Genomic DNA, 26,343 nt, shown 5'->3' on the forward strand with positions numbered 1-26,343 from the left:
GCTCGTTGGGGGCAACCGCCCCCACCAGTGTGGGGGCTTACGCGGTGCGGGCCACGACCGTGGGTCGTGGCCGGCTTCTTACTGGGCCGGCACGCCCATTTCCTTCAGCAGTTCCGGCGCCGGGTAGACCTTGGCCAGCAGCCAGCGCAGGTAGCGCATGTCCACGTGCACGGCACGCTTGTAGCGCGGGTCGAACCACCAGCTGGCGCTGACCGACTCCCAGTTGCTGTCAAAGTTCAGGCCGATCAGTTCGCCCTTGGCATTGAGCACCGGCGAGCCGGAGTTGCCGCCGGTGGTGTCCAGGTTGGTCAGGAAGTTGACCGTCTGGGTCTTCAGTGCCGGATCGGCGGTGCTGCCGAAGTCACCCTTGGCGATCGCTGCCAGCAGCGGCTTGGGTGCGTCGAACGGATAGGCGTTGGTGTTCTTCTCGACGATGCCGGCCACGGTGGTCACCGGCGAGTAGGTCACGCCATCGCGCGGGTGCAGTGCCTCGACCTTGCCGTAGCTGATGCGCAGGGTGCGGTTGGCATCCGGGTACACAGCGCGGCCCTGCTTGGCACGCCAGGCGAACAGCGCCTGCATGTAGGCCGGGCGCAGGCGCAGCTGCTCGCCCTCGCGGGTCTTGCTTTCGTTCTCGATGCGCAGCTGCGCGGCCACCAGCGGGCCGGCCACGGCGATCAGCGGATCGGCGGCCAGGGCCTTGCCTTCGCGCGCAGCCGCGAAGCGCGACAGGCGCTGCGCCTCGTCACCCAGCTGGGTGCCGGCGTACAGGGTGTCCAGTGCCTTGGCCAGCTGCTGCGGGGTACGGCCGAAGGCGGCGTCGAACTCGGCCACGCGCTGCGCGTCCGGCAGCTGCTGGTAACGGGTCAGCAGGGTGGTCAGCAGGGCCTTCTCGACCTCCGGTGCGTAGCGACGCTGGACCTGCTTGAGCACGCCTTCGATCATCGCCTGGTCGCGCTGCTGGTAACCGCTCTCGCGCTGCGCGTCCGGTTTGGCCGATTCGATGCGCAGGCGCTCCAGCAGCAGCGCCGAGCGCAGCAACTGGCTCTGTGCGGCCATCTGGTCCAGCAGCAGGTCACGCTCGCCCACCGCCGCGCCCTGTGACACGTTGGCCAGCAGCGCCTTGATGTCGCTCTGGTACCTGCGGTCGGTGGCGGCCAGCATCGCGGTCTCGTCGGCGGCACGCTGGGCCTTGGCGTCGCTGCGCAGCAGACCTTCCAGCTCACCGGCGGCGCGCTTGCGGTTGTTCTTCAGCGACTGCAGCTGCGAAGCGTAACGGGTACGTGCCTGCGCGTCCTTGGCAGTTGCCGCCTCGATGGTGTCGATCATCTGCTGGAACACCGAAACGCGGCGCGGCAGCACGGTGTCGATCTGGCCGGCGAATTCTGCCGCGGTACGGTGGCGGTAGGTGATGCCCGGATAACCGGCCAGCATCGCGTAGTCGCCCTCCTTCGGGCCCTCCACCGACATCTGCAGGTGTGCCGGCGCCTGGTAGGGCACGTTGTCCTTGCTGTAGGCGGCCGGCTTGCCGTCCTTGCCCACATAGGCGCGCAGCAGGGTGAAGTCGCCGGTGTGGCGCGGCCACATGAAATTATCGATCTCATCGCCATAGTTGCCGATCGCACGCGGCGGCGCGTACACCAGGCGCACGTCGCTGAGTTCCAGCTGGGCGATGCGGTAGAAGTCGGTGCCGTAGTACATGTTGGCCACCGAGCAGCGCACACTGCCATCCTTCTCGCACTCGGCCACGATCTGCTTGCTGGCGGCATCGACGGCATCGAAGTAGGCACGGCCGGTCTTGCCGCGGGCCTGCGCCAGCACCTGGTCGGTCACCTTGTCGAAGCCGACGGTGACCAGCACGCGGAAGTCCGGGTTGGCCGGGCGCTCGTCGGCACGGCCGTTGGCGATGAAGCCACCAGTGATCAGGTCGTGCTCGGGCGAGCTGTTGTACTGGATCACGCCCATCGCCACGTGGTGATTGGTCAGCAGCAGGCCGTCGCTGGACACGAACGAGCCGGTGCCGCCGCCCGCGCGCACCACCGCGCTCAGCGGCGGCGCGGTGACATTGGCCAGGTCGGCCGGATTGCCCTTGAAACCTGCGGCCTGCAGCGGCTTGGCCAGCTCCGGCAGCTGGGTCGGCATCCACATGCCTTCATCGGCGTGGGCACCGGCGGCGAGAGTCAGGCCCAGGGCCAGGGCGGTGGGAAGGGCTTTGCGTGGTGACATGAGGCAATCCGGTACGACAGAACAGCCCGGGACCATAGCCGCTGGGGCCGCATGGGGCAACGGCCGATGGTTGGGGCGACGCGCGCGGTAGTGCCGGCCGCTGGCCGGCAACCCACGCAACTCGGGAGATACGGTGCGGCTGCCGGCCAGCGGCCGGCACTACCGCAGCCACGCATGGCGTGGCTCTATTTCTCCCGCCGCCAGTTGATCGAACCACGGTTTTCCACCGTGCTCGATTCCACTTCCACATCAAACCCGCGGCGCAGCAGGTACTTCAGCGTGATCACCGAACCGGCGCCCACCAGCGACACGCCGTAACCCACGTAAAGCTTGGGCGAGATGTACTTGCCGACGCCGATCACCGAACCACCCAGCGCGCGCGACTGGCTCACGCCTGCATCATCCAGGCCCAGCTTGGCACCCAGCTGCGAGGCGAGCAGGCCACTGCCAGCCGAGAGCGCCGCCGAGGCCGCGTTGACCTGCTGCGCCTGGTCGCTGCTGGCGCCGGTCAGGCTGCGTCCCAGCACCAGATAGGCCAGTGCCTCGGACTGCGACATCGCCGGATCGGACCACACGTCGGCACGCGGTTGCTGGGCACGCCCGGTCACGTCGATGCCGGCGGTGACATCACCGATGCGGCGCTCGGCGCGGATGTTGATGCGCGGGTCGGACACCGCGTTGTAGTTCCAGTTGAGGTTGCCACGGGTGATGGTCAGGTCCTGCCCATACGCCTTGTAGCGGCCGCTCACTTCCAGGCCGCCATTGGCGGTCATTTCGCGGCCGGGCTTGGCCCAGACCTGCATCTTGCCGGTCAGCGCGCCCTTCAGGCCGAACCCGGTCATCTTCACCTTGTCGCCCAGGCTGACCGTCAGGTCCATGTCCAGCGGCGAGGTGCGCGACTCTTCCGGATCGGCCGGGTCGAGCACCACCACGTCTTCGGACACCGAGGTGCCGCGGTCCAGGCGTTCCAGATCGATGTCGGCCTCGGGCACGTGCACGGTGCCGCGCAGCTCCATCGCCGCCTTGGCCAGGGTGAAGTCGAGGTTGGGGTTGGCGACGATGCGCAGTTCGCTGGTGTTGGACAGCAGCACGTTCTCGCCATGGATCTTCAGCTGCAGCGGCTGCGCATCGCCGAACCACGACAGGCCACCGTCCACGTACAGCGTGCCCTGGCCCGAGTTGGCCTGCGCGGTGATCTTGGCCGAACCATCGGGCTGGGCCACGAAGCTGCCCTTGCCCTGGTCGAAGGTCAGGCCCAGCGCCGGGAATTCGCCCTTGAAGTTGCTCAGCTGTGCGTCACCGCCCAGCGACGGCTGGCCTCGCGTCCCGCGCAGGCTGACGTGGCCTTCGATCAGGCCGGTCGGTCGCACGATGTCCGGCGAGAACAGCTCCAGCCAGTACAGCCGCGACATGTTGAGGTAGAGCTCACCATTAAGCGGCGCACTGGCTTCCCAGCCGGTCTGCATCTTGGCGTCGACGAAGCCATTGCCCTGGAAGCCCATGCCCAGGTAGCCCTTGATGCTGGCCGGGGTCATGTCGAGCTTCAGCGAGAACTGGTCATAGCGCACCAGCTCGCCGCGGGTGGTATCGCCCACGGTGTTGCGGTTCTCGCCCAGGCGCACGCCGCCTTCCTTCGAGCGCACTTCCACATGGCCTTCCCAGGCGTTGCCGCGCGGGCGGATCTGCGCGTCCAGGCTGACATCGCCGCGAAGGTAGATGCGGCGGCCGGACTGCGGCGGCAACCACGGCTGCACCAGCGCCAGTGGCAGCGCGTCGCTGCGCACCACCAGGCCTTCGCGCGGCCAGTTGGCCTGTGCGCACAGCGCGCCGCTGCTGGCCGCGGCCAGGCAGGCTTCGGACAGCGTGTAGGTGCTGCCGTTGATCGCGAACGCCGCCGGTGCACGCAGCGCCCAGGCATCGCCCTTCACCGGTGCGATGCGCAGCGACGCCAGCTCGCCACGCCACTGCGTGCCCTGCTGGCGCACGCTGCCCTGCAGCTCGACCGCACCCATCTCGTTGCGGGTCTGCGCGGCCAGGCGCAGGTTGGACACACTGCCCTGTGCGTCGATGTTCAGCCGCTCCAGCAACATGCCCGCGTTGACCTGCTGGCCCTGCACGGCCAGCGTGCCGCTGTCGCCGCGCCACGGCAGGCGGCCCTTGATGCTCACGCTCTCGGCGCCGTAGCCGTCCCAGTTGAGGTTGTTGCCGACCAGGTCGGCGGTGATGTCCGGCGCATCGCGCGGGCCCTTCACCTGTACCTGGCCACGCAGGCCACCGTCTGCGCCCGGCAGCAGGTCGCTCAACTGCAATGGCTCGAAACGCGCATCGATGTCGAGGCGGTCGCCGACCTTGCCCGACGCGGTCACCCGGCTGCTGCCCAACGCCAGTTTCAGGTCACCTTGGCCCTGCGCGCCCTGCAGCGCGAACTTGCCCTGTGCGTCGAGATTGCGCTGGCGCAGCATGCCCTTCAGCGAGGGCAGGTCCACCGTGGCTTCCAGCGTACCGGCGGTGCCCGGTGCGGCATTGGCCGGCGGCGGCAGCTGGCGGCCCTTGGAGGCCAGGTTGCCGGACAGGCGGCCGTTCCAGCCCGGCACGAAATAGCCGGGGTCGAAGTCCTTCAGCGTGGCCTTGGCGTCCCAGTCCAGCTGCGGCGCCCACGCCACCTGGCCTTCCACCTGCAGCTGGCCACCGGGCGTCTGCGCCTGCAGCTGGTGGATCGACGCGGCCTGATCGTTGCCACGCACATCGAAGTGCAGCTGCGCCTTCTGCTTTTCGCGTTCGACCTCGGCGCGGCCGATCGCCGCCCAGGCCTTCAGGGTACCGGCCAGGCCGAAGCGTGCTTCCTTCAGAGTGACCGGCACCGGTGCGCTGCCGGCGGTGTTCGGATCAGGCGCCGGTACATAGCTCAGGTCACGCGCGACCACCGAGAAGTTGAGCTTCTGCTGGTCTTCCTGGCTGAAATCGGCGGTACCCTCCAGGCGGGCTTCGCCACCGAGACCCTTCAGCAGCAGCGGCGAAACCTTCAGCACCTGGTCCTGCAATGACACCACGGACGGTGCCAGTTCCAGTTCCTGCTCGCCCTGCTTCACCCTGCCACGCAGGTTGGCATTGCCGCCCTTGCCAGCAGCGGTGAAATCCAGCGACAACGGCGTGATCGCCGAGCTCGCCAAGGCCGGCGACAGCAACGCCAGATCCAGCTCGTCGCTGCGCACGCTGGCGTTCCACGTCGGGTCGGTGCGGCCATCGAACACCAGCATCGCGTGCAGCGGCTTCGGTGCACGCCCGGCCACCGCCACTTCCATGTGCGACAGGTCACCGCGGGCGACCAGGCCGACGGTAGCGGCTGTGCGCCCACGCGGTGCCGGCAACACCGCCGTCACCGTCACGTCGGTGTCGTAGTCCTTGGCCGGGATGTAACGGCCCTGGGCAGTGAAGTTGCCCATGTCACTGTCCACCACCAGCTTGTGCGCCTGGAACTCGCCGTTGGCGATCTCGATGCCGCCGCGCACGCGGCTGATGTCGATCACCGGTTCGTTGGCCTGGCTGATGCGGAAGCCATCGATGGCGATGGCATCGGCCTGGATCGCCAGCGGCATCTCGATCTGCGGCAGGGAATCGGGCCAGGACGGCAGCTTGAACGGCTCATCGCTCTTGGCCAGGTTCAACGTCGCGTTGGTCAGCTCCAGCTTGTCCAGCAGCAGCTTGCGGCCCAGCAGCGGGCGCAGGTCCGGCTCCAGGTGCGCACGCTCGGCATGGAAATGGATGTCGTCATAGCGGAAGTCGACGTTGTACAGGGTCAGCGGTCCGGCCACCGGACCCTCCACCTTGTCCCAGGTGAAGCTGGCACCCACCGGCAGCCGCGCCACCACCTGGGCCAGCAGTACGTCACGGCCGGCCACGGTCTGCAGCAGCCAGTACACCGCCAGCAGGGCCAGCAGCACCAGGCCGATCACGCCGGCGCCGGACCATGCCCAGAAGCGGCGACGGCGATAGAAGCGCACGCGTGGCGGCGGGGTGTTCGGGGTCGGTGCGGACGCGCTCACAGGTCCGCTCCGATGTTCAGGTACAGCTGGAACTGCGAATCCGGGTTGTTCAGGCCGTGCGCCACGTCGATGCGCACCGGGCCCACCGGCGATTTCCAGCGTACGCCGAAGCCGACGCCGGTATGCAGGTCGATGGTGTTGTCGAAGGCACTGCCGGTATCGACGAACACCGCCGCACCCCAGGGGCCACCGTTGAAGTAGTGCTCGTACTCGGCCGAGCCGATCACCAGGTTCTTGGCACCCAGCGCGTACTTGTCCGGCTTCGGCGTACGCGGGCCGACCTCACGGTAGGCGTAGCCGCGGATGCTGCGGTCACCACCGGCGAAGTAGCGCAGGCTCGGCGGCATCGCCACCAGATCGCTGGTCCAGGTGGTGCCGCCCTCGCCGCGCAGGATCAGGCGATTGCTTTCACCCACCGGGATGTACCAGCGCAACACGGCGTTGGCCTGCACGAAGCTGGTATCCGAGCCGGCGCCTTCCACGCCGGCACGCACCGTTGCAGCGCCGCTCATGCCCTTGCGCGGGAACATCTCGTCGTCGACGTTGACGTAGTCGGCAACCATCTGCGGGTACACCAGCGTCGAGGTGTTGTAGACCGCGTCGGTGAATTCGGTGCCGGAGGCATAGCGCCAGCGCTCGCGCAGCGCGTTGATCGAGGCGATCGCGGTCCAGTGTTCGTTGATCTCGCCGCTGCGGCTGGCGATCAGCTTGAAGTTGCGCAGGTCGATGTAGTCGGTCTGCTCGTCATACGCGCTGGCAGCGAAGGTGTACCAGCCATCAAGCCAGTTGAAGGCCGGAATGCGGTAACTGGTAACCAGGCTCTTGCGCTTCTGCGCATAGTCCAGCTGCGTGTTCATCTTGTGGCCGCGGTTGTTCAGGAACCGCCGCTCGATGCCACCGCGCACACCCGGGCCGCTCTCGCTGCCGTAGCTCAGGCCTGCGGTGTAGATGGTGCGCTTGGCCCGGGTCAGCTTCACGTCCACCGGCACTTCGCCGTTCTCGTCGGCCTGGTCCGGGCGCGGCTGGATGTCGATCACGCTGAAGTAGTCCAGCTTGGTCAGCGACTCGCGCAGCCGGTCCAGCTTGCCCTCGTGGTAGTAGCTGCCCTGGTCCCAGTACACCAGTGGATCGAACAGCTTGTCGACGAAGTAATCCTGCTCGAAGCGCACCGGGCCCATGTTGTAGCGGCGGCCGCTGTCCCAGGTCAGGTCGATGTCGGCGGCGTTGTCGGCGCGGGTGATCTGCACCTGGCGCTGGGTGTAGTCGGCATCGAAGTAGCCGCGCTCGGCCAGGCGCCGGGTGATGGTGATCTTGCTGGCTTCGTACTGGGTGTGCTCGAAGCGCTGGCCCTTGCGGGGCTTGAAGGCGGCCAGGTCGTCCTGCAGGTACTGGTCGTACATCGCCGGGCCGGTGATGTCGATGTGCTCGCGGCGCACGGTCACCGGGGCGCCCTTGTCGACATGGATCAGCACGCGCACGTGCTCGTCCTCACGCGGCGCCTCGACCTTGATCACCGGGTTGTAGTACCCGAACGGCTCCAGCGCCTGGCGGGTCTGCCGCTCGGCCTGCGACAGCAGGTACTCCAGGCGCGATTCGCCCTGCTCCTTGCCGATCGTGTCGTACAGCGACAGCGATTCCTGGATGTTCTCGATGATTGCGGCGTCGTCGCCCTTGTCCAATCCCTTGATGTCCACCTTGTCGATGGTGCCGCGCGCATGGACCACGGAAGTGGCGGCCAGCGACAGGACCATCAGCGGCAGGGCGTATTTCTTTGGCTGCATGCGGCACAGCATACCGACCGGAGGTGACGATGCGAAATGCATCACGTCATTGCGGATCGGTTGTTAAGTGGCGGTCAAAATACACCGCAAAGTGTCGATTGTCGCAACCGACCAATCAGGATGCCGGCATCGTCCACGATGTCGGCAATGACCCCGATAGACAACGCCGGCGATGTTCCGGTAGTGCCGGCCGCTGGCCGGCACCCCACAGATCGGGGGCAATGCCGGCCAGCGGCCGGCACTACCGATACGGGCGTCAGCTCGACAGATGCTCGATCGCCGCCACCTTGCCCAGGCGCTCGCCCAGCATCGTCAGCAGCGCCAGGCGGTTGCCACGCAGTGCCGGATCTTCCGCGTTGACCATCACGCCATCGAAGAACGCGTCGACCTGCGGACGCAGGCGCGCCAGGCGTGCCAGCACCGCCACATAGTCCTTCTGGTGCAGGCTGGCGCCGGTGTCATCGATGGCGGCGGTGACCGCTTCGGCCAGCGCGCGCTCGGCATCTTCCTGCAGCAGTGCCGCGTCGATCTGCGCCGGAATCTCGCCCTCGGCCTTGCGCAGGATGTTGCGGATGCGCTTGTTGGCCGCAGCCAGCGCCTCTGCCTCCGGCAGCGCGGCGAAGGTGCCGATCGCATCCAGGCGGCGATCGAAGTCGTACAGCGAGGCCGGCTTCAACTCGGCCACCGCGTTGAAGTGCGTGGCCGGCACGCCCTTGTCGCCGTAGTAGCCCTTCAGGCGGTCGAGGATGAAGTCGTACAGCTCGCCGACATCGGCCTGCACGTTGCGCGCGGCCAGGCCGGCATTGGCGCTGGCCATCAGCGCGCGCAGGTCCAGTTCGAAGCCGCTTTCGATGATCGTGCGGGCCAGGCCCAGCGCATTGCGGCGCAGCGCGAACGGGTCCTTGTTGCCGGTCGGCTTCAGGCCTGCAGCGAAACCACCGGCCAGCGTATCCACGCGTTCGGCGATGGCCAGCACCTTGCCCAGCGGCGACAGCGCGATGTCGTCACCACCGAAGCGTGGCTGGTAGGCCTCGTCGATGGCCAGCGCCACGTCGGCCGACTCACCACCGGCCACGGCGTAGTGGCGGCCGGCGATGCCCTGCAGTTCCGGGAATTCGTTGACCATGCGCGACTGCAGGTCGTTCTTGGCCAGCTCGGCAGCCCGCTTGGCCTGCGCCGGATCGGCACCGACCTGGGCTGCGATCACTTCGGCCAGTGCGGCCACGCGCGCCACCTTGTCGGCCACGCTGCCCAGCTTGGCCTGGTAGGTCACCGTCTTCAGGCCGTCGCCCATCGACATCAGGCCCTGCTTCAGGTCCTCGTCGAAGAAGAACTTGGCATCGGCAAAGCGCGGGCGGATCACCCGCTCGTAGCCCTTGGCCACTTCGGCCACGTCCTTCGATTCGATGTTGGCGATGCCGATGAACTTCTCGGTCAGCGTGCCGGCGGCATCCAGCACCGGGAAGAACTTCTGGTTGATCTCCATCGTTTCGATCAGTGCTTCCTGCGGCACTGCCAGGAAGGCGCGTTCGAAGCTGCACAGCACCGCCGACGGCCATTCGACCAGGTTCACCACCTGCTCCAGGTTGTCTTCGGTGATGCGGGCGCTGCCACCGGCTCCGGCTGCAGCGGCCTCGACCTCGGCGACGATGCGCGCACGTCGCTCGCTCGGGTCGACCAGCACGAACGCGGCGCGCAGCGCTTCAACGTAGTCCTGCGGCTGCGCCAGCGACACGGCCTGGTCGTGGTGGAAGCGATGGCCACGGCTGGCACGGCCGGCCTGCAGGCCGAACAGTTCGGCCTCGACCACGTTGGCGCCGTGCAGCAGCACCAGCCAATGCGCCGGGCGGGCGAAGCCCCAGGCGTGGTCGCCCCAGCGCATCGGCTTGGGAATCGGCATCGCCGCGATCGCCTCGCGCAGGATGTCCGGCAACAGGCTGGCGGTGCTCGCGCCCGGGGTCACCGCGCGGTGCACGAAGCGCTCACCCTTGTTGTCGGTGGTCTTCTCCAGCGCAGTCCAGTCGATCCCGGCCTTGGCGGCGAAGCCCTGCAGGGCCTTGGTCGGCTGGCCTTCGGCGTCCAGCGCGATGTTCAGGTACGGGCCCAGCACTTCGCTGTGCTGTTCCGGCTGTTCCAGGCCGACGCCCGGCAGCAGCACGGCCAGCCGGCGCGGGGTCGACAGCGGGCGGGCATCGCCCAGCTCCAGCGCGACGCCACGCTTGCGCAGGCCTTCGACAACACCGTCGAAGAACGCCTGGGCCAGGCCCGGCAGCGCCTTGACCGGCAGCTCCTCGGTGCCCAGTTCGATCAGCAGGGGGGACAATTGGCTCATCGGTTCGATCCTGTGGTGGGGGCGCAGCGCGCAACGCGTCCGGCGCCCCGGGTAGTTGATGAAAAGCGGGACGGTGCAGGAAGGCGGTCAGGCCTTCTTCGCACCCGGGAAGCCCAGCTTCTCGCGCTGCTCGTAATACGCCTTGGCCACCGCCTGGGCCAGCGCGCGCACGCGCAGGATGTAGCGCTGGCGCTCGGTCACGCTGATCGCGCGGCGCGCATCGAGCAGGTTGAAGGTATGGCTGGCCTTCATCACCTGCTCGTAGGCCGGCAGCGGCAGGCCCACTTCCACCAGCTTCTGCGCTTCACGCTCGCAGGCATCGAAGCGGTGGAACATTTCGTCCACGGCGGCGTATTCGAAGTTGTAGGTGCTCTGCTCCACCTCGTTCTGGTGGTAGACGTCGCCGTAGGTCACCGGCTGGCCGTCCGGGCCGTAGGTCCAGACCAGGTCATAGACGTTGTCGCAGTTCTGCAGGTACATGCACAGGCGCTCGAGACCGTAGGTGATCTCGCCCAGCACCGGGCGGCACTCCAGGCCACCGGCCTGCTGGAAGTAGGTGAACTGGGTCACTTCCATGCCGTTGAGCCAGACTTCCCAGCCCAGGCCCCACGCGCCCAGCGTCGGCGATTCCCAGTTGTCCTCGACGAAGCGCAGGTCGTGCACCAGCGGATCGATGCCCAGTGCCTTCAGCGAATCCAGGTACAGCTGCTGGATGTTGTCCGGCGCCGGCTTCATCGCCACCTGGTACTGGTAGTAGCGCTGCAGGCGGTTCGGGTTCTCGCCGTAGCGGCCGTCGGTCGGGCGGCGCGACGGCTGCACGTAGGCCGCGTTCCAGCTTTCCGGCCCGATCGCCCGCAGGAAGGTGGCCGGGTGGAAGGTACCGGCGCCCACCTCCAGGTCGAGCGGCTGGATGAGCACGCAGCCCTGCTGGGCCCAGAACTGGTTCAGGGTCTGGATCAGGCCCTGGAAGGTGATCGGAACGGTCGGGGTCGCGGACATGCGTACGAGTCTTGGCCGGCAAGAGGGTGCGCTAGTATAACGGCCGACCTGCGGGGCATTCCGTACCCGGGAGGAGCAGGCAGATGGAACATCGGCTGCCGGTGGGCACGCCCGGCGAGCCAGGCGGCGTCCCGCTGCCGTGGGGCCGCCTGCATTTCGAGCAGGTGGGTGCGGCGCTGCTGGCCGACGGCCTGGTCGCCGAGCACGAGGGCGAGCGCATGCGGTTTTCCGCACAGGGCGCGCGCAATGCCAGTGAAGTGCACCCGCTGGTGCTGCTGTCCAACCTCAAGCTGGCCACCCGCGACGGCGGCGAACTGACCCTGGAACGCCTGACCGAATGGCTGGCCCAACGCACCGGCAACCGCTACCTGCGCATCGATCCGACCCGGGTCGACGTCGCTGCGGTCACCGCGCTGGTCTCCCACGCCTATGCCCGTCGCCACCGCTTCCTGCCGCTGGCAGTGGATGCCGAACGGGTGCTGGTGGCCACCAGCGAGCCGCTGGTGCAGGAATGGCGCCGCGACCTGCAGCACCTGACACGCCGCCGCATCGAGCTGGCGGTGGTCAATCCGCTCGACCTGCACCGCTACACCATGGAGTTCTACGGGGTGACCCGTTCGGTGCGTGGCGCGCGCGGCGACGTCCGCGGCGAGGCCAACACCACCCTGCCCAGCTTCGAGCAGCTGGTCGAGCTGGGCCGCACCGGCGACGTCAATGCCGACGACCAGCACATCGTGCACATCGTCGACTGGCTGCTGCAGTACGCCTATGAGCAGCGCGCCTCGGACATCCACCTGGAACCGCGCCGCGAGATGGGACGCATGCGCTTCCGCATCGATGGTGTGCTGCACAAGGTGTTCGAGGTGCCGCCGGCAGTGATGACCGCGGTGGTCAGCCGCATCAAGGTACTCGGCCGCATGGACCTGGCCGAGCGCAGGCGCCCGCAGGACGGCCGCATCAAGACCCGCTCGCCGGGTGGCCGCGAGGTCGAGATGCGCCTGTCTACCATGCCCACCGCCTTCGGTGAGAAGTGCGTGATGCGCATCTTCGACCCCGATGCCGCCTTCAAAAGCATCGACCAGCTCGGCTTCAGCCCGCAGGAGGCCGCTGGCTGGAATGCACTGGTCGAGCGCCCGCACGGCATCGTGCTGGTCACCGGCCCGACCGGCTCGGGCAAGACCACCACCCTGTATTCCACGCTGAAGCGGCTGGCCACGCCGGACGTGAACGTGTGCACGGTGGAGGACCCGATCGAGATGATCGCGCCCGAGTTCAACCAGATGCAGGTGCAGGCCAACATCGACCTGGACTTCGCCAGCGGCGTGCGCACCCTGCTGCGGCAGGACCCGGACATCATCATGATCGGCGAGATCCGCGACCTGGAAACCGCGCAGATGGCGGTGCAGGCCTCGCTGACCGGCCATCTGGTGCTGTCCACCCTGCACACCAACGATGCACCGTCGGCGGTCACCCGCCTGCTCGACCTGGGCGTGCCGCACTACCTGCTGGCCAGCACCCTCAACGGCATCCTCGCCCAACGCCTGGTGCGCACCCTGTGCCCGCACTGCAAGCAGCCGCACACCCTCGGTGCGGCCGACTGGGCGGTGCTGGCTGATAGCCAGGCTGCATATCCAGATGCCGCCACGCCCTGTCGTCCGGTCGGTTGCCTGGAGTGCCGGCGCACCGGATTCCTCGGCCGCATCGGCCTGTATGAGTTGCTGCCATTGGGCTCGCGGCTGCGCGGGCAGATCCGCGCCGACATGGATCTGGCCGGTTTCACCCGTGCCGCGCGCGCTGAAGGGCTGCGAACCCTGCGCCAGGCCGGGCTTGAAAAGGTGGCGCAGGGGCTGACTACAATCGAGGAAGTCCTGTCAGTGCTGCCGCCCCCGGATGAACCCAGCCCCCTTCCTGATCCTTGAAACCGGCCGCCCGGTACCGTCGCTGCGCCGCTACGGGCGCTTTCCGCACTGGATCCGCGTCGCCGCCGGGCTGGAGGAACATGAGACGGTGGTGGTCGATGTCGAACACGGTGGCGCCCTGCCCGATCCGCACGGTTTTGCCGGGGTACTGGTGACCGGCTCGGCCGCCTTCGTTACTGACCACGCCGACTGGAGCGAGCGCAGCGCGGCGTGGCTGCGCCAGACCGCCCACGCTGACCTGCCGGTGTTCGGCATCTGCTACGGCCACCAGCTGCTGGCGCATGCGCTGGGCGGTGAGGTGGCCTACAACCCGGCCGGGCGCGAGTCCGGCACGATCGAACTGGAGCTGCAGCCACAGGCGGCACAGGATCCGCTGTTCCAGGGCCTGCCGCAGCACTTTGCCGCCCACGCCACCCACCTGCAGACCGTGCTGCGCGCGCCCGACGGTGCCGAGGTGCTTGCACGCTCGCCGCTGGATGGCTGCCACGCGTTCCGCTGGGGGCGCCAGGCCTGGGGCGTGCAGTTCCACCCCGAATTCGCCACCCACCACATGCGCGGCTACGTGCGCGCCCGCGCCGACTGCATCGGCCGCCACGGCGGCTGTGCGCGCAGCATCGAGCGCGCAGTCAGCGCCGCACCGCTGGCCCGCCAGCTGCTGCGCCGCTTCGTCCGACAGGCGCGGCTGTCTTCAGCCCAGCCGGCGGCAAAACAGGGATAATCAGCGGCACGGGCAACCGCCCGTCCCCTCCTGTCCTTCCCGGATGTCCATGAAAGAGATTCGCAAGCTGCCGGCCTCGGCGGGCGCCCAGTGGTTGCTGGATACGTTCTCGCTGTATCGGCGTGCGCCGCTGCAGCTGGCCCGGATCGGCCTGGCCTGGCTGCTGGTGAGCTGGGTGGTCACCCTGTTGTCGACGCTGATTCCCGGCGCCGCCGGCATGGCCGTGCAGCTGATGACCCTGGCCATCTCGCCGATCATGTTCGGCGGCATGCTCTACGCCGTGGGTGAGATCGACGAAGGCCGCCCGGGCCTGTCCTCGCACCTGCTGCAGCCGATCCGCGACCACCGCGTCAGCCACCTGCTGGTGCCGCTGGCGATCCAGGTGCTGGCAGTGCTGCTGCTGGGCGCGTTGCTGTTCATGATGATCGGCCGCGAAGGCTTCACCGCCTTCAGCGAGGTCATGACCAAGATGGAAGAGATCAGCCGCAGTGGCCAGCAGATCAAGCCGGACGATGCCGCGGCGCTGGTGGCCAACCTGCCGGCCAAGCGCATCGCGCTGTGGATGCTGCTGGTGTTCCTGAGCGCGGTCGCACTGTCGCTGGCAATGTTCACCCAGCCGGCGCTGGTGGTGTTCGACAAGCAGAGCGGCATGCACGCGCTGCGCCTGAGCCTGCAGGGCTGCATCGAGAACATCGGCGCGATGATCGTGTTCGCCGTGCTCGGCCTGATCGCCGCGTTCTGCATCTACATCCTGTTCGTGATCGTGATCCAGATCGCGATGCTGATCGGTGGCCCGCTGGCCGCCGCCTTCATCGCCCAGCTGGTGCTGACCACGGTGCTGATGCCGCTGTATGTCGGCGCGGTCTATGCCGCGTGGAAGCAGATGTTCGTGCACCGTGGCAGTCGCGCCGCACCGCCGGTCCCGACCACCCCGACCTCAAGCGACATCTTCCACGCCTGACGAAAAAGGGGACGGAGGGGATTAAGTCGTTTGTGCCACTGTGCCGATAACGACTTAATCCCCTCCGTCCCCTTTTGTTTTTTTCAGGCGGCGGGTTTCTTCACGGCCGACGACGGCACCAGCCAGCGTGCGGCGTGGATGCCCAGCTCGTAGAGCAGGCACATCGGGATCGCCAGCATCAGCTGCGAAACCACGTCCGGCGGGGTCAGCACCGCCGCCAGCACGAAGATGCCGACGATCGCGTAACCACGTCCTTCCTTGAACTGCTGCGGCGTCACCCAGCCCAGCAGGACCAGGATCACCATCGCCACCGGCAGTTCGAAGCTGCCACCGAAGGCGAAGAAGATCGCCAGCACGAAATCCAGGTAGGCATTCGCATCCGGGGTGATCGCGATCACGTCCGGGCTGAAGGTGGTCAGGAAATGGAACACCGCCGGCAGCACCAGGAAGTAGGCGAAGGCACAGCCGGTGTAGAACAGCAGTACCGAAGACACCAGCAGCGGCACCGCCAGGCGCTTCTCACGCGCGTAAAGCCCCGGGGCGACGAAGGCCCACAGCTGGTACAGCAGCCACGGCACCGCCACGAACAGGGCCACGAAGAAGGTCAGCTTCAATGGCGCGAAGAAGGCACCGGCCGGATTGGTCGCGATCATCGTCTGCCCGTCGGGCAGCTGCGAGACCAGCGGTTCGGCCAGCGCGTTGTACAGCTTCTGGGTAAATGGCAGCAGCGCCAGCAGCACCACGCCCAGGCCCAGCAATGCGCGCACCAAGCGGCCGCGCAGCTCCACCAGATGTTCGACCAGCGAGCTTTCGCCGAAATCCTGTTCACTCATGGCTGGCGCTCCGGGCTGCTCTGCGGCGGCGGCGCACCGGCTTCAGGGGGTGTCGCCGGCGTCGGCTCGGGAGCGACGCTCTCCTGTGCCGGCGCATCGGCATCGGGCGCAGCGCTCATATGCGGCGGCAGATCCGCAGGCGCCGGTGCGCGAACCTCCTGCGCCAGCGTATCGCCCTGCTGCTGCGCCTCCTGCGCTTCGCGACGGATCGCCTCACCGCTGGCGCGCAGCTGGTTCTCGGTGTCCTGCATACCCTGGCGCACCTCCTGCATCTGCCGCTTGATGTCCTCGGCCTGCAGTTCGCGTTCCAGTTCCTGTTTCACCGAATCCCACTGATTGCGGGCACGGCGCACCCACAGGCCGGCGAAGCGGGCCGCCTTGGGCAGGCGCTCGGGACCGAGCACCACCAGGGCGACCACCGCGATCACCAGCAGTTCGCTGAAGCCGATATCGAACACCGCAACCGCTCCGGATCAGCGAGCGTTACGGTCGTGCTCGTCCTGCGCGGTGCGCGAGGCGTCCTGGCTGCGCGACTCATCGCCCAGCTGCGCGTTCGGCTTGTCTTCGTCGCGCATGCCCTTCTTGAATTCCTTGACCGCCGAGCCGAGGTCCTTGGCGCCACTGGTCAGGCGCTTGGTGCCGAACACCAGCAGGACGATGGCCAGCACGACCAACCAATGCCAGATGCTGAAACTGCCCATAAAGACGCTCGTTACGTTAGTGATCAGGCTGTCGAGCATAGCGCACCGGGTGTCAGCCGGCGCGCGTGACGAAAGTCAGTTTCCGCCCAGCGTTTCCGTGCGGATTTCGCCGTCGTTGACCGGCTGGAAGCCCTGCTGCTGCGGCGGCGGGTTCTGCGGCACGTTCTGCAGCGGCGCGGTGGTGGCTTCGGTTGGGGCGGCCGGCGCTGCCTGAACAGGCGCCGGCGCAACCGCCGGGGTCGCCGCCGGACGCGGTGCACTGCCACCGTTGCCGTTGCGATTGTTGCGGGCGGCGTAGGTGGCCTCTTCCAGACGATCACGGAAGGCGACCACGTCCATCGACGGCGAACCGGCGGCGCGACCTTCGAAGATCATGCGCGGCGTGGTGTTGCTGCCGTAGGCGTCAAGGTTGGCGGCATCGTCGATCTGCAGCACCGCACCATCCAGCGCGACGCCCGCGAACAGCCCACGGGCACGCGACCAGGACCAGATCTCGGCCTTCAGCTGGCCGTCGGTGGCGGCGGCGGCATTGCGGCCGACCGGACCGGCGGCAACGCCGGCATCGGCGCCGAGCGTGAACTTGCCGTTGACCAGGTTGTCCAGGCTGCGGTCGTTGCGGAACACCAGCACCACATCCGAAGATTGCACGCCGGCCTGGAAGCCGATGCTGCCACCGGTGAGCTTCACGAACACCGGGTTGGACCATGCGCCATTGGGCATGCGCACCGACATCAGGCCGTGGCCACGACGACCGCCAATGACAAGACCGGCCTTGATCGTGTCGGGAATGACGATGACCGCGCGGCCTTCGTCGAGCAATTTATCCGGAATGCCCTGTTCAGGAATTTCCTGGATTTCGGCCAGCACGCGCACGGCGTTGCGGGCGCGCTGGTCTTCCTGCGGTCCGGCCATGGCCTGGCTGGACAGCAGGCTGGCGGCGATCAGCAGGGCTTGGATCGGGCGACGCATGGCAGGCTCCAGAAGTCAGTCCATAGGAAGATATAGCAAGTGACTGAAATTAGTGGTGTTGTCATGAATCCCCAATGAGCGTTCCCTGCCCGCATTGATGCGCGCTATGCCTGCAATCCGAACCCTGCATCCCGGTGCGGCGCCGGATAGGCGACAATACCGCCCATGCTCGACGCACCCGATACCGCCGTGCTGGCGGTCAACCTAGGCACGCCCGAGACGCCGACGGCCCCCGCCGTACGCCGTTACCTGGCCGAATTCCTGTCCGACCCGCGCGTGGTCGCGATTCCGGCACTGCTCTGGCAGCCGCTGCTGCGCGGGCTGATCCTGCCGCTGCGAAGCGGCCGGTCGGCGGCCAAGTACGCCCAGGTCTGGCTGCCCGACGGCTCACCGCTGATGGTATATACGCGCCAGCTGGCGCAGGCCATGCAGGCCCTGCTGCCGACCCTGACGGTACGCCATGCGATGCGTTACGGTGAACCGGCGCTGGCCGGCGAGCTCGACCGTCTTGCCGCCGACGGCGCGCGCCGGATCGTGGTGTTGCCGCTGTACCCGCAGTACTCCACCACCACCACCGCCTCGGTCGAAGACCGGGTCGATGCGTGGCAGCGCCGCAACCCGGGCGTGACCGTGAGCCTGGTGCGGGATTACTCGGTCGATCCCGGCTGGGTCGAGGCCATAGCCGGATCGATCCGCCGCTACTGGGAACAGCACGGTCGCGGTCAGAAACTGATGTTCTCCTTCCATGGTATCCCGCAGCGCCTGGCCGACGCGGGCGACCCGTATCCGCAGCGCTGCGAGGCCAGTGCGCAGGCCATCGCCAATGCACTGGGCCTGGTCAAGGACGACTGGCAGATGGGTTACCAGTCGCGCTTCGGCCGCGAGCGCTGGTTGCAGCCGTATGCCGAGCCCAGCCTGTGGGCGCTGGCCGAATCCGGCGTGAAGCAGATCGACGTGGTCTGCCCCGGATTCGCCACCGACTGTCTGGAGACGCTGGAAGAGGTTGCGCTGGGCTTCACCGAAACACTGGCCGAGCGCGGTGCGACGATGCGCTACATCCCCTGCCTCAACGCCGAGCCGGAGCATGCACGCGCCCTGGCACGGCTGGCCGTGTCCTCGCTGGCATGAGCCTGCAACCGTTTGAACTCCAGGTCGGTGGCGCACGCGTCGCCGGCCTGCGCAACCACGGCGGCGGCCCACGCGTGCTGGCCCTGCATGGCTGGCTCGACAACGCCGCCAGCTTCGTGCCGCTGGCGCCGCACCTGTCGGCGTTGCAGCTGGTTGCCATCGATCTGCCCGGCCACGGTCACAGCGCGCACCTGCCGATGGGTGCCAGCTACACCACGGCCGCCGCGATCTGCCACGTACTCGATGTCGCCGACGCGCTGGGCTGGGACCGATTCAGCCTGCTCGGCCATTCAATGGGTGCCGGCATTGCCAGCCTTACCGCCTCGGTCAGCGACCGTGTTGATCGGCTGGTGGCGATCGAAGCACTCGGCGGCCTGCGCGGTCCCGAGGAAGAAACGGCGCATCGCCTGCGCGAGCATGTGAACGCCACGCGGGCGTTGGCACGCAAGCAGCTGCGCGTGTTTCCCGATCTGGCAGCGCCGATCCGCGCGCGGATGATGACCAACCAGCTCAGCGAACCCTGCGCACGGCTGCTGGTCGAGCGCGGCGTGGAACCGGTCGAAGGTGGCTACCGCTGGTGCAGCGACCCGCGCCTGATGCTGCCCACTGCGATCCGCCTCAGCGAAGGCCAGATCGACAACCTGCTGCAGGCCATCGCCTGCCCGACGCAGGTGATCTATGCCACGCCGGCGCAGTCCTACTATCCCGAGCCGATGCGCAGTGATCGCCTGCAGCACCTGCGTGATGGACGGCTGGCCGTGTTTCCCGGCAACCACCACCTGCATATGGAAGACCCGGCACGCATCGCCGAGGTGATCCTGCGCTTCCTCGGCAACGACAACGCCGGCTGAGTCGCAGCGTCCGCGCACTTCATTCTGCGCAGTTGCGGCCGATACATCGGTTGCGGGCCACTGCGTCCGCAGCACGTGGGCCCGGTCGGGCCTGCGGCGTGTGTCTGGTCCTGCAAGGAAGTCCGCATGCCCGCTCCATTGCTCCGTCACCCACAGGATGTGGTCACGGCGCCCCGTCTGCGCGACGTTGATTGCGTCGCATTCCCCGAATTCCCGGTCCATGCCCTGGCCACGCACTCGTGCGTGCGCCACCGTGTGGCCGTAGCCGTCTGCTGATCCAGGAGTCGCCGATGTCCGCTGCATCCACTCGTCCCCCCGATACCGCCCGCCTGCCGCATCTGCAGCAGCTCGCCCACCGCGCTGACCGCCGATTGCTGATCAGCAGTGCGGCACTGGCGGTGGCCGGCCTGGTGCTGGCCCTGCGCGGGCCTCATGTCCTGACCGCCTCGCTGGTCGCGGCCGCTGTGCTGCCTGCCATCTGGCTGGCCGGTTGCAAGGCGGGCCATAGCGTCACCCGCAATGGCCTGGCGCTGTTGTTGTCGCTGCAGCTGGCATGGCTGTGCGCGATCGCGGGCCTGTCACCGGCTTTGCCGATTGCACTGCTGCTGGGCGTGCTGTTGAGCCATCGTGATCGCCTGCCGGTATGGCTGGCCGGCGGCATCGGCACGCTCGCGCTGTTGGCGCCGCTGCTGCAGGGCGCAGCAGTGGGACCTACGTTGCTGCAGGCGGGCCTGTTCGCCGGGCTGACGGCATTCCTCGGCCAGGTCGCGCTGCGCCTGCGCCAGCAGACCGAGGCGCTTGGCCACGGCCCGCGCCGGCTGGCTGCGCTGGCCCGCGACATCGCCACGGGCACCGACCTGGGCGCACATGCCGACACCGCATCCTATGCACCCGGCTCGTTGGCCCATGCGCTGGCCGATACCGCGCGCCACGTCCAGGCCCAACGTGGGCGTGAGGCTGAGGCGCATGCCGAGAATGCGCAGATCCGTCAGGCGCTGGATGCCTCGCGCACCGCGATGATGATCGCCGACAATGATCACGTGATCCGCTATGTGAACCGCTCGGTGGTGGCTCTGCTGCGCAACCAGCAGGCGACACTGCGCCAGGCCTTCCCTGACTTCGATGCCGAACGCCTGGTCGGCAGCAGCATCCATCGCTTCCATGCCAACCCGGACCGCATCCGCGCCATCCTCAATGGCCTGCAGGCCAGCCACATCGGCAAGGTACAGATCGGCCCGGTGCACTTCGCCCAGGTGGTCACCCCGGTGTTCGATGCACAGGGCATGCGCCTCGGTTTCGCCGTGGAATGGCATGACCGTACCCAGGAGCTGGCGCTGGAGAACGCCGTGGCCGGCATCGTCGCTGCTGCCGCTGCCGGCGATCTCGGCCAGCGCCTGCAGGCAACCGAAGGCGCCAGCTTCCTCGATGGCCTGACCGGTGGCATCAACCAGCTGCTCGATACGCTGGGCAGCACCGTCAACGACGTGCGGCAGATGCTTTCGGCGCTGGCCAACGGCGATCTCGATCGGCGCATGCACGGTGAGTACCACGGTGCCTTCGCCGCGATCCAGCGTGATGCCAACGCCACCGCCGGCCAGCTGGCGCGCATGGTGGGCCGCATCCAGCAGTGCGCGGCCTCGATCAGTACCGCCGCCAGCGAGATCGCTGCAGGCAATGGTGCGCTGTCCGAGCGCAGCGAGCGCCAGGCGGCGCACCTGCAGGAAGCCGCAGCCTCGATGGAGGAGCTGACCGCCACCGTGCGCCAGAATGCTACGCATGCGCGCGAGGCCAGTGAGCTGGCTGCGTCCACGCAGAGCGCCGCCAGTGACGGCAACACCGCGATGCAGCGGGTTGTCGACACCATGCAGGCGATTGAAGGCGCCTCGAAGCGGATCGGCGACATCACCGGCGTGATCGATGGCATCGCCTTCCAGACCAATATCCTCGCGCTCAATGCGGCGGTGGAGGCCGCACGTGCCGGTGATCAGGGCCGTGGCTTCGCCGTGGTGGCCAGCGAGGTGCGCGTGTTGGCGCAGCGCTCCGCCGCCGCCGCACAGGAAATCAAAAAGCTGATCGATGAGGCAGGCCGACAGGTGGGCGAAGGTGCCCAGCTGGTGGCCGACGCCGGCCAGCGGATGCAGGGCATTGTCGGCGGCGTGGAGAATGTCAGCCATCTGATGCGTGAGATCTCGGCGGCCTCGCAGGAGCAGTCGATCGGCATCGAGCAGATCAACCAGACCGTGGTGCAGATGGATCAGGCCACGCAGCAGAACGCGGCGCTGGTGGAAGAAGCCACCGCGGCCGCACGCGAGCTGCAGACGCAGGCGGGGACGCTTACCGAGGCAGTATCGGTGTTCCGCCAGCAGGAACCGCACGAGGTCCCGCGGGCCGCCTGATCCGGGCCTGCAATGCGATCCTGATCAAGACGGCGCCCGCAGGGCGCCGTTTTTTTACCTGCTTCTGCGTGATGGGTCAGGAAAAGTCCGCTTCCGGACCTGCCGTGAGGAGCGGCCAACCCTGTTTGGCGCCGCATCCACACACGGCGTGGATCTACCGGTAGTGCCGGCCGCTGGCTGGCAATTACGGCCTAGCCCACTGTCTGACCTCCCGCCGGTAGCGGCCAACCTTGGCTGGCGCTGTGGCTGCCCGCAGAGAATATCCACGCATCGCGTGGATCTACCGGCCGGTGTGCAGCCATGGCGGTGCCGGCCAGCGGCCGGCACCACCCGCATTTCCTGCGCACAAAGAAAAACCCCGCTGCGTCAGCAGCGGGGTTTTGGGTATAAACCCTGGCGATGACCTACTCTCGCATGGCTTGAGCCACACTACCATCGGCGCTTCCTGCAGGCGCCTTCACAAGATACCTGCGCATACTTTCAAAGATCCGGGGAAGTGGCCTCAGCGCCGTTCCCGTGTGCTGCGAAGTTTCCTTCGTAGCGAGCCGCCCATTATAGCCGGCTTTTCTGCTTCGTCAACACCTTTTTTCAAGGCCGTCTCACCGGAGTGGACGTTGTTGCCGATGCTGCTTCGTCGTTGGGCCCGAGGGCCTTTCGTCGTTGCGAGCCGCCTATTATGCCGGACTTTTCGAGTCCGTCAACACCTTCGTTCGATCAACGCGTTCGTCGGTGGTGGCGTCGCTGCTCGCGTGTCGTTTCCGGAGAAGCGATGCGCTGCAGCAAGGGGGCGAATTCTAGAGATCCTGCAGATTTCGTCAAGGCTTTTTTGCACGGTGATGACAGAAGCATCGCGACATCACGCATGACGTACGCTCGAAGATCACTGCGGCGTTGCCCGCGCGTTGCGCGGTCAACGCCGCAACCCCTATCAATGCAGGGATGCACAATGCAGGGATGCACAGTGGAGACAGAGCAATGAGCATGCAGGTGCGGCGCGCATGGTGGCGCGATCTTTCGATGCCAGCCATCGTCGCTGGCTTCATTACGGTGCTGGTCGGCTTCGCCAGCTCAGCCGTGATCGTGTTCCAGGCGGCACAGGCCGTCGGCGCCAACCAGGCGCAGATCGCCTCCTGGATGTGGGCGCTGGGGCTGGGCATGGGCGTGACCTGCATTGGCCTGTCACTGCGCTATCGCGTGCCGGTGGTGACGGCGTGGTCGACCCCGGGCGCGGCGATGCTGGTGGTGGGTGCCGGCGGCGCGTCGCTCGCCGAGGCCACGGGCGCATTCCTGCTGGCCGCCGTACTCAGCTTGCTGGCGGGCTTTTCGGGCATCTTCGCCCGACTGATGCAACGGGTGCCGATGGCGCTGGCCGCCGGCATGCTGGCCGGTGTCCTGCTGCGCTTCGGGCTGGATGTGTTCGTGGCCATGAATACCCAGCTGGTGCTGGCACTGGCGATGTTCACCACCTGGCTGGCCGGGCGCAGGCTGTTCCCGCGCTATGCGGTGATCGCCACGTTGCTGGTCGGCATCGCCGTCGCCGCGAGCCACGGCCTGCTGCACGCCCAGCAGGTGCATCTGCAGCTGGCGATCCCGCAGTGGGTGACGCCCTCCCTGTCATGGACCGCCGTGGCCGGCATCGCCCTGCCCCTGTTCGTGGTCACCATGGCCTCGCAGAACATTCCCGGCGTGGCGGTGATGCGCGCATCCGGCTACGACGCCCCGGTGTCACCGCTGATCGGCTGGATCGGTGTGGTCAATACACTACTGGCGCCGTTCGGTGCGTACGCGCTGAACCTGGCCGCGATCACCGCCGCGATCTGCATGGGCCGTGATGCACATGAGGATCCGGCACGCCGCTATACCGCGGCGATGGCGGCCGGTGCCTTCTACATTGTCGTCGGGCTGTTCGGCGCCACGGTGGCCGCACTGTTCGCGGCCTTCCCCAAGGAGCTGGTGGCCTGCGTGGCCGGTATCGCCCTGTTCGGCACCATCGGCAACAGCCTGGCCAGTGCGCTGGCGGTAGAGCGGGACCGCGAGGCGGCACTGGTCACCTTCCTGGTCACCGCCTCGGGCGTCTCACTGGCCGGCATCGGCTCGGCGTTCTGGGGGCTGGTGGCCGGTGCGCTGTGCCTGCTGGTATTGCGGGCACGGGCACCAGCCTGAGCAAACGTGTCAGGCCGCCATGCGGGCGACGGTGTTGATCACCCCGACAGCCGCCATGCCGATCACCACCGCCCAGACGCTGGTCCCGCCACGACGCTGCAGTTCGGTACGGATGCGATGGTGCTGCCCGGCGTGAGCAGCCTTCACTTTGCCCAGCAGCCGCATGCAATAGCGCAGGTACAGGGTATTGGCGGTCATCGCGATGGCAAACCGTGGCACCGCCAGCAACACCACCATGAGCAGCGGATTGGCACGGGCCGCCAGCAGCGCGATGCCGAACAGGACCAGCTCGAAGAGGATGGCCGCCAGGTACATTTTCCGGTGCAGCAGCCAGTAGGTCGGCACCAGGAAGGCGGGCCAGTGCCACGGCCGCGGCGGCTTCGGCACTGGGCTGTCCAGGTGCCAGCGCTGGCGGTAGAGCGCTGCGTTGGGCCCCACGAGGAGGTTCAGATCGTCCGCGTCGGATGGAGCGGTCGCACCGTCCACCTCTGCAACAGGCGCGAGATAGGGATTGTCATCCGTCGGAGAAACCGGCGGGGTATCCAGATGATTCATGTCGGCGATTCCATGCCCGGGATGAACCCGCAGTAGCGGCAGGCATCGGTGAATCTGAAGCTGCTCCGGTCTCAGCCTGCCATTGCCTGGCCGACGAACATCGCCGCAACGACAATGATGGCAACCATGGCTGCGGCCGCTGCATTGGTATCACCCCGCTTGGACAGCTCGCTGCGCAGGCGTGCCTCGTCATCGCCCGCCAAGGCGCGCGCGCGGGCGATCTCACGCTGGCAATGCGCCAGGTACCAGCGATTGGCATACACCGCAGCGGTGACGTTGATCGCAAGGGTGATGACCATCGACACGCCTTCCGGTACGCCCAGCAACGCCTCGGCGATACTGAAGAACACCAGCATGCCAGCCCATATCGCCGCCAGCCGGTACATCCGCCGGTACACCATCCAGATCACGCCGATCAGGAAGGCCGGCCAGTGCCAGGTGCCGTTGCCCTCGGCGATGCCCTGGTCCAGCCGCCAGCGTTGTCGATAGATCGGGAAGTTGCCGCCGACCACGGCGGCGTACAAGGCGATGTCGCCTTCCAGCTCCGGCACGGTCGCGGCCACGGGCGAAGCGGCGGGTGCACGGTAGGGGTCGGACGGATCAGCGGTCCGGGTATCGCTGACGGTGACCGCCGGCACCGGTTCAACCGGCGAGGGGTTCGGAGCCATCTGCGCGAGCGAAGGATCCAGTTCGGCCAGTGGCCGCCACGATGCCATCCCTACGCGCCACAGCAGCGTGCGTGCGGTTACGGTGCCGTCCTGCTGCAACCGGCGCAACCCGGCCAGGTCCACCGGCCCTTCGCTCTGCTTGCTGTTGGCGTACCACCACTGTGCTTCCTGCATGCCATCCATTCCTGTCGATCCCATCGCTACTCTGAAACTCCCGCCACGGCCTGCAGCGGTTCACTGGCCAGCACCTGCACAAGCTGGTGGCGCGCGCCAGGTGCAAGGGTAATCTGCTCTGGCCCGGCATTGGCCACTTCCAGGCACACGTAATCGTGCCAACCGTCGCCGACATCGGCCATCTTCGCCGCTGCCTCCATGCCCGGGTTCCAGGCCACCAGGGTCTGGCTGCCTTCGCTGCGGATCTCGATCCGCCGCTGCAGGACGGGATCGCGAAGCACGTAGTGGCCGCCGGCACCGGTATAGATGCGGTCGCTGCGCCCCGGATCGCGCGGGTCACGCAGCGACCAGGGCCCCTGCTGCTGGCGCAGCTGCGCGCCGTCCTCGTACTTGTCCAGGTACTGCAGGCCGTCGAGGCCATCGACCTCGACACGAGTGGCATCGCCGACCCGGAAGTAGCTGTGCAGGGCCTGGGTGAAGGTCACCGGCGAGGTTCCGGTGTTCTCGGTGACGAGCTGCTGGCGCAGCTGGCGGCCGACGCGCAGCTGCATCTGCAGGCGCAGGCCGGGATCGGCGCAGGGCGCAGGTGCCAACTGCAGCTCTACCTCGCCGTCATCGCTCCGGGTGGCCTGCAGAAGCTCCCAGCGTGCGGTACGTACCAGGCCATGCGCCGGTGCATCGGCGCTCTTGCCCTGGCGACCGAACCACGGCCAGCACACCGGGACGCCACCGCGGATAGGCGTGGGCAGTTCGGCGCGCGTGGGCGAAAGCCACAGCAGATCGGGCTGCCCATCGGGAATGAACGACAGCAGCTGGCCACCAAACACACTCACGACCGCTGTGGCATTGGCGGTTCGCACCTGCCAGGCCTCGAGGCCGTGATACAGGCCGGTGCTGATGTCCGGATTCGACTGCATGCGATGACG

Annotated in this window: 19 protein-coding genes; 7 read left to right on the forward strand and 12 right to left on the reverse strand. The window is 67.5% G+C overall.

What is annotated here, in order from left to right; all coding sequences use genetic code 11:
* Window positions 1-78 precede the first annotated feature (78 nt).
* The 5 genes from PEM_RS18065 to glyQ form a co-directional block, all read right to left on the reverse strand.
* Window positions 79-2,226 carry a S46 family peptidase gene (locus PEM_RS18065; RefSeq protein ID WP_111174901.1) on the reverse strand — a complete coding sequence of 716 codons (2,148 nt, stop codon included), beginning with the start codon at window positions 2,224-2,226 and terminating at the stop codon, window positions 79-81.
* Window positions 2,227-2,411: 185 nt separating this feature from the next.
* Window positions 2,412-6,269 carry a translocation/assembly module TamB domain-containing protein gene (locus PEM_RS18075; protein ID WP_111128582.1) on the reverse strand — a complete coding sequence of 1,286 codons (3,858 nt, stop codon included), beginning with the start codon at window positions 6,267-6,269 and terminating at the stop codon, window positions 2,412-2,414.
* A complete protein-coding gene (locus tag PEM_RS18080) occupies window positions 6,266-8,062 on the reverse strand; it encodes an autotransporter assembly complex family protein (RefSeq protein ID WP_111174892.1) in 1,797 nt (598 codons plus the stop codon). The genes PEM_RS18075 and PEM_RS18080 overlap by 4 nt, the downstream gene beginning before the upstream one ends.
* A 244-nt stretch (window positions 8,063-8,306) precedes the next feature.
* A complete protein-coding gene (gene glyS / locus PEM_RS18085) occupies window positions 8,307-10,382 on the reverse strand; it encodes a glycine--tRNA ligase subunit beta (protein WP_111174891.1) in 2,076 nt (691 codons plus the stop codon).
* Between the two features lie 87 nt (window positions 10,383-10,469).
* On the reverse strand, window positions 10,470-11,381 hold the full coding sequence (gene glyQ, locus PEM_RS18090) for a glycine--tRNA ligase subunit alpha (protein ID WP_072168858.1): 912 nt from the start codon (window positions 11,379-11,381) through the stop codon (window positions 10,470-10,472).
* An 83-nt stretch (window positions 11,382-11,464) separates the two neighbouring features.
* Here glyQ and PEM_RS18095 point away from each other — a divergent pair, with 83 nt between their 5' ends.
* The 3 genes from PEM_RS18095 to PEM_RS18105 are packed head-to-tail and all read left to right on the forward strand — an operon-like array spanning window position 11,465 to window position 14,979.
* Window positions 11,465-13,300, forward strand: a complete 1,836-nt coding sequence (locus PEM_RS18095; protein ID WP_005420442.1) for a GspE/PulE family protein — start codon at window positions 11,465-11,467, stop codon at window positions 13,298-13,300.
* On the forward strand, window positions 13,272-14,018 hold the full coding sequence (locus PEM_RS18100; protein WP_065177803.1) for a glutamine amidotransferase: 747 nt from the start codon (window positions 13,272-13,274) through the stop codon (window positions 14,016-14,018). Before PEM_RS18095 ends, PEM_RS18100 begins: the two co-directional genes overlap by 29 nt.
* A gap of 49 nt (window positions 14,019-14,067) precedes the next feature.
* Window positions 14,068-14,979, forward strand: coding sequence for a BPSS1780 family membrane protein (locus tag PEM_RS18105; RefSeq protein ID WP_005420447.1), 912 nt, complete (start codon window positions 14,068-14,070; stop codon window positions 14,977-14,979).
* Window positions 14,980-15,062: 83 nt separating this feature from the next.
* On the opposite strand, the gene tatC is transcribed toward PEM_RS18105, so the two are convergent.
* The 4 genes from tatC to PEM_RS18125 form a co-directional block, all read right to left on the reverse strand.
* Complete coding sequence (gene tatC / locus PEM_RS18110; protein ID WP_111174890.1) at window positions 15,063-15,812, reverse strand: twin-arginine translocase subunit TatC; 750 nt, start codon at window positions 15,810-15,812, stop codon at window positions 15,063-15,065.
* Window positions 15,809-16,270 (reverse strand): Sec-independent protein translocase protein TatB, encoded by a 462-nt coding sequence (gene tatB, locus PEM_RS18115; protein WP_111129269.1) that lies wholly within the window; start codon window positions 16,268-16,270, stop codon window positions 15,809-15,811. The genes tatC and tatB overlap by 4 nt, the downstream gene beginning before the upstream one ends.
* A gap of 15 nt (window positions 16,271-16,285) precedes the next feature.
* Window positions 16,286-16,513 (reverse strand): Sec-independent protein translocase subunit TatA, encoded by a 228-nt coding sequence (tatA, locus tag PEM_RS18120; protein WP_005420453.1) that lies wholly within the window; start codon window positions 16,511-16,513, stop codon window positions 16,286-16,288.
* Between the two features lie 75 nt (window positions 16,514-16,588).
* Window positions 16,589-17,482 carry a YSC84-related protein gene (locus tag PEM_RS18125; RefSeq protein WP_005420455.1) on the reverse strand — a complete coding sequence of 298 codons (894 nt, stop codon included), beginning with the start codon at window positions 17,480-17,482 and terminating at the stop codon, window positions 16,589-16,591.
* A 165-nt stretch (window positions 17,483-17,647) separates the two neighbouring features.
* Between PEM_RS18125 and hemH the strand changes: the two genes are divergently transcribed.
* From hemH to PEM_RS18145, 4 genes are all read left to right on the forward strand, one after another.
* Window positions 17,648-18,610 carry a ferrochelatase gene (gene hemH / locus PEM_RS18130; protein WP_095378512.1) on the forward strand — a complete coding sequence of 321 codons (963 nt, stop codon included), beginning with the start codon at window positions 17,648-17,650 and terminating at the stop codon, window positions 18,608-18,610.
* Window positions 18,607-19,461 (forward strand): alpha/beta hydrolase, encoded by an 855-nt coding sequence (locus PEM_RS18135; protein ID WP_111129266.1) that lies wholly within the window; start codon window positions 18,607-18,609, stop codon window positions 19,459-19,461. Before hemH ends, PEM_RS18135 begins: the two co-directional genes overlap by 4 nt.
* Before the next feature lie 290 nt (window positions 19,462-19,751).
* A complete protein-coding gene (locus PEM_RS18140) occupies window positions 19,752-21,857 on the forward strand; it encodes a methyl-accepting chemotaxis protein (RefSeq protein ID WP_111129264.1) in 2,106 nt (701 codons plus the stop codon).
* A 975-nt stretch (window positions 21,858-22,832) separates the two neighbouring features.
* The gene (locus tag PEM_RS18145; protein ID WP_111128344.1) at window positions 22,833-24,020 is read left to right on the forward strand and encodes a benzoate/H(+) symporter BenE family transporter; all 1,188 of its coding nucleotides are present in this window, start codon (window positions 22,833-22,835) and stop codon (window positions 24,018-24,020) included.
* Between the two features lie 9 nt (window positions 24,021-24,029).
* Here the strand turns inward: PEM_RS18145 and PEM_RS18150 are convergent, their stop codons facing one another.
* The 3 genes from PEM_RS18150 to PEM_RS18160 all read right to left on the reverse strand — a co-directional run bounded on the left by PEM_RS18150 (window position 24,030) and on the right by PEM_RS18160 (window position 26,334).
* Window positions 24,030-24,575: a DUF2628 domain-containing protein gene (locus PEM_RS18150; RefSeq protein WP_111128342.1), complete on the reverse strand. Its 546-nt coding sequence runs from the start codon at window positions 24,573-24,575 to the stop codon at window positions 24,030-24,032.
* Between the two features lie 71 nt (window positions 24,576-24,646).
* Window positions 24,647-25,417 (reverse strand): DUF2628 domain-containing protein, encoded by a 771-nt coding sequence (locus tag PEM_RS18155; protein ID WP_053496756.1) that lies wholly within the window; start codon window positions 25,415-25,417, stop codon window positions 24,647-24,649.
* A 26-nt stretch (window positions 25,418-25,443) separates the two neighbouring features.
* Window positions 25,444-26,334, reverse strand: a complete 891-nt coding sequence (locus PEM_RS18160; protein ID WP_111128347.1) for a D-hexose-6-phosphate mutarotase — start codon at window positions 26,332-26,334, stop codon at window positions 25,444-25,446.
* Between the last annotated feature and the right edge of the window lie 9 nt (window positions 26,335-26,343).

Origin of the sequence: Stenotrophomonas sp. Pemsol (assembly GCF_003586545.1) — a bacterium.
GTDB lineage: Bacteria > Pseudomonadota > Gammaproteobacteria > Xanthomonadales > Xanthomonadaceae > Stenotrophomonas > Stenotrophomonas sepilia.